1 protein-coding gene is annotated in these 1,015 nt (G+C 71.1%); it reads left to right on the top strand.

Features of this window, described 5'->3' with window-relative positions:
• Positions 1-1,015: AMP-binding protein (locus K8640_RS42350; protein WP_223752278.1), on the top strand; the 1,015-nt coding region annotated here is incomplete at both ends.

Raw genomic sequence — 1,015 nt, 5'->3', positions numbered from 1 at the left:
TGCTCTCCGACTTCCAGGGCGAGCACGTCCGCTACCCCGAGGACGCCACCCTCCACTCCCTCTTCGAGGCCCAGGCCCTCCGGACGCCTCACGCCGAAGCCCTCCGCTTCGAGGGCACGTCTCTCTCCTACGCTCAGCTCGCCGCCCGCTCCAACCAGCTCGCCCACCACCTGCGCTCCCTCGGCGCCCGCCCGGGCCTCCTCGTCGCCGTCTGCCTCGAGCGCTCCCTCGACCTCGTCGTCTCACTCCTCGCCGTCCTCAAGTCCGGCGCCGCCTACGTCCCCCTCGACCCGGCCTACCCGCGCGAGCGTCTCGCCGGCATGCTCGAGGACGCCCAGGCCCCCGTCCTCCTCACCCACTCACGCCTGACCTCCGTCCTGCCTCAGCACGCCTCCCAGGTGCTCTGCCTCGACACCCAGTGGGACGCCGTCTCCCGTCAGTCCTCCGCCTCCCCCTCCCCTCTCGCGGGCCCGGACTCCCTCGCCTACGTCATCTTCACCTCGGGCTCCACCGGCCGCCCCAAGGGCGCCATGAACGCCCACTCCGGTGTCGTCAACCGCCTCCTCTGGATGCAGCAGCAGTACTCCCTCACCGCCCTCGACACCGTCCTCCAGAAGACTCCCTTCAGCTTCGACGTCTCCGTCTGGGAGTTCTTCTGGCCCCTTCTCACCGGCGCTCGCCTCGTCCTCGCCAGGCCCGGCGGACACCAGGACCCCGCCTACCTCGTCCGCCTCCTCTCCGACGAGCGCGTCTCCACCGTCCACTTCGTCCCCTCCATGCTCCGCGCCTTCCTCGAGGAGCCGGGGCTCGACTCCCTCAACCACCTGCGCCGCGTCCTCTGCTCCGGTGAGGCACTCCCCGCCGACCTCGTCCACCGCGCCCACTCGCGCCTTCACCCCTCCTCCGAGCTCCACAACCTCTACGGCCCCACCGAGGCCGCCGTCGACGTCTCCTTCTTCCACTGCGCTCGCGGCTCCTCCCTCTCCTCCATCCCCATCGGCAGGCCCGTCGCCAA

Source organism: Myxococcus sp. XM-1-1-1 (genome assembly GCF_020037095.1).
Classification (GTDB): domain Bacteria; phylum Myxococcota; class Myxococcia; order Myxococcales; family Myxococcaceae; genus Myxococcus; species Myxococcus fulvus.
This window is presented reverse-complemented; position numbering and strand designations above follow the sequence as displayed.